Consider the following 2,876-nt stretch of genomic DNA (forward strand, 5'->3'; position numbering starts at 1 on the left):
GACATCTAAATCATTTTTGCGGATTGAGGCTACTTCACTTGAACTTAATGCTTTGAATGCTTCGGAGGTATAATCGTCTGATTTTATTTTCTCTATTACTAAAAACTGGGCCATAATTAGTCCGGTTATCGCACCAATGGGGTTAAATGCCTGAGCTAAATTCAAACGTTGCGTGGCTGTTTCTTTATTGCCCAGGAATAAAATTAACGGATTTGAAGTGGTTTCCAGAAAGGCCAAACCACAGGTAATCACCCATAGGGAAATAAGAAAGAACGTGTAGCTCTGGTAATGTGCCGCAGGATAGAATAAAAAAGCGCCTGCTGCATACAATATAAGTCCCACTATTATTCCTGATTTGTAACTGTATTTTCTAATGAACAAAGCTGCCGGCAAGGCCATAAAAAAATAACCAAAATAAAAGGCAAATTGTACCAATGAGGCTTGCGTATTGGATAGTTCAGGCATCACTTTTTTGAAAGTGGAAACCATTGGAGTTGTCAAATCATTGGCAATTCCCCAAAGGGCAAATAAAATGGTAATGATAACAAACTGAAAAAGTAATTCCTTTTTTACTATAGGAATTGGAAAGGATTGGTTCATACGTATAAATTTGGTTGGTTAGGTTGATTAGTAAAAAAAGAACAACTAATACAGCAATATAATTTGTCCTTTTAGGTGTTAAATATTTTATATTGTCAATAATGAACGGTCTAAATGAACGTAGCCTCCATCACAATAGATGAACTGTCCAGTAGTATGTGAGGATCTTTTAGAGATAGTAAATAAGCAAGCGTCAGCAATTTCATCAGGAGTTGTCATTCTGTTTTCTAATGGAATTTTCTCAACAATGGATTTTAATTTTTCTTCTCCATTTTCAAGTGTTTTAATCCAATTCTCGTAGGCAGGAGTCCAGCTTTCCGCTATGATAATAGCATTTACTCTTATAGAATGTTGGATTAAATCCACCGCCCATTCCCGGGTTAAACCCAAAACGCCACCTTTGGCAGCAGCATAACCAGAAGTTCCTCCCTGACCTGTTAATCCTACTTTGGACCCAATGTTCAAAATTGGACCTTTGGAAGCTTTTAAATAAGGTAGTGCATACTTAACCATCAAAAAGTAACTCACCATATTGAGTTTCAAAGAATTTAAAAATTCTTCATATGAGGCATCAAGTCCAACTCCGTCATTAACACCAACATTATTGATTAAAGCATCAATTCGACCGTATTTAGCCCCGATTATTGCGATTGCTTCTTGAATTTCCAGAGGATTTGTCACATCTGTTTTACAAAACAAACCATCAATTCCCTGTCTTTGAATTTCTTCTATATAGGCAAATCCGCGATCGTTTCTATCAAGTACTACCGGAATTGCTCCTTCGCTAGCCAAATGCTGCAGGATAGTTTCTCCAATACTTCCTTTAAGTCCGGCAGCACCGGTAATGACCACTACTTTTCCTTTTAATTCTAAATCCATAATCTATAAGTTATAAAATTGTATTGCATTGCCCCCCATAATAGCTTCTTGCTCTTCTGAGCTTAATTTTGCAATGAAATTGGTTACTAATTCTTTTGTTTTTGCATAATTTCCAGCGACCAAACACACCGGCCAATCCGAACCAAAAAGGATTCGGTTTGCTCCAAAAGCGGCCAAAACCAATTGCATATAAGGTTCAATTTGTTCAGGAGTCCAATTATTATAATCGGCTTCGGTGGTCATTCCTGAGAGTTTGCAATACACATTTGGATATTCACCAATTACTTTCATTAAAGTGGCCCAACCATCATAAAATCCGTCTTTTATATAGGGTTTTGCAATATGATCGATGACAAATTTTTGATTTGGAAAACGCCTCACTAATTCCAATGCTGCTCCTAATTGATGTGGAAAAATAAGAATATCATAAGTAAAATTATATTTTTCTAAAGCGGCAATTCCCTTTAAAAAATCAGGGCGTAACATAAAATTATGATCCGCCTCGCCTTGAAGCACATGTCTGAAACCTTTTAGTTTTGGAAATTGGCTGTATTGATTTAAAACAATCTCAATATCTGACACTCTTAAATCAACCCAGCCTACAACTCCTTTGATGAAGTCGTTTTTTTGGGCTAGATCTAAAAGAAAATCTGTCTCGGCTAGAGTTTGATCGGCTTGTATCGCTACACAACCATCAATATCGTTAGTTTGGTAAATGAGCTTCAAATCTTCAGGCAAGAAATTCTTACGAATGACTTTCATATCATCATCTATCCAGGCATGTTTTTCTGCTTCGTATATCCAAAAATGCTGATGCGAATCTATTGTCATACTATTTTAATTTAAAATCGACAGTAGCTTTAATTACACCTGTTGCAGGATCTAGCCAACTATCAAAATTAGTGATCATTTCAGTATAAGGAACATTATGACTAATATAGGATGCTGTTGGGAATTGGTCTAAAACACTAATTACATGCTGAAAATCTTCGGTAGTCGCATTTCGGCTGCACATTAAAGTTATCTCTTTGGCGTGAATAGCCGGATGACTATAAGTCAATTCTCCTTTGGATAATCCAACAAGCACAAAACGACCACCGTGCGACATATAATTTGGACATGTTTCTAAAGCCCCTTTGTGCCCGGAAGCATCAAAAACAGCAGTACATAAATCTCCATTGGTAATTTTGGTGATTTCTTCAACCGTATTTCCATCTGCTTTTACGGTATAATCCACGCCAATTTTCTCTTTGGCATAAGCCAAACGCTGCTCGTTCATATCAATGGCGATTACTCTGGCACCAGCAATTTGAGCCAGCTTCATAATCCCAATTCCGATAGGGCCACAACCTACCACAGCAACGATTTCTCCAGCAGTAATGGCAGCTCTGCGTATC

General features: G+C 37.2%; 4 protein-coding genes. All 4 read right to left on the bottom strand.

Features of this window, described 5'->3' with window-relative positions; genetic code table 11:
* Positions 1-600, bottom strand: a 600-nt coding sequence (locus tag LPB88_RS23600; protein WP_230718236.1) for an MFS transporter, incomplete at its 3' end; no start/stop codon positions are given.
* Positions 601-687: 87 nt separating this feature from the next.
* On the bottom strand, positions 688-1,479 hold the full coding sequence (locus LPB88_RS23605) for an SDR family oxidoreductase (RefSeq protein WP_230718238.1): 792 nt from the start codon (positions 1,477-1,479) through the stop codon (positions 688-690).
* A 3-nt stretch (positions 1,480-1,482) separates the two neighbouring features.
* Positions 1,483-2,310: an amidohydrolase gene (locus LPB88_RS23610; RefSeq protein WP_230718240.1), complete on the bottom strand. Its 828-nt coding sequence runs from the start codon at positions 2,308-2,310 to the stop codon at positions 1,483-1,485.
* Position 2,311: 1 nt separating this feature from the next.
* The coding region (locus LPB88_RS23615; RefSeq protein WP_230718242.1) for a zinc-binding dehydrogenase at positions 2,312-2,876 on the bottom strand (565 nt) is incomplete at its 5' end.

It is taken from the genome of Flavobacterium sp. JAS (assembly GCF_020991455.1).
Taxonomy (GTDB): domain Bacteria; phylum Bacteroidota; class Bacteroidia; order Flavobacteriales; family Flavobacteriaceae; genus Flavobacterium.

Excerpts from the sequence above, each read along its gene's own strand:
- LPB88_RS23605 (WP_230718238.1), bottom strand. The coding sequence starts at position 1,479 with ATGGATTTAGAATTAAAAGGAAAAGTAGTGGTCATTACCGGTGCTGCC.
- LPB88_RS23610 (WP_230718240.1), bottom strand. The coding sequence starts at position 2,310 with ATGACAATAGATTCGCATCAGCATTTTTGGATATACGAAGCAGAAAAA.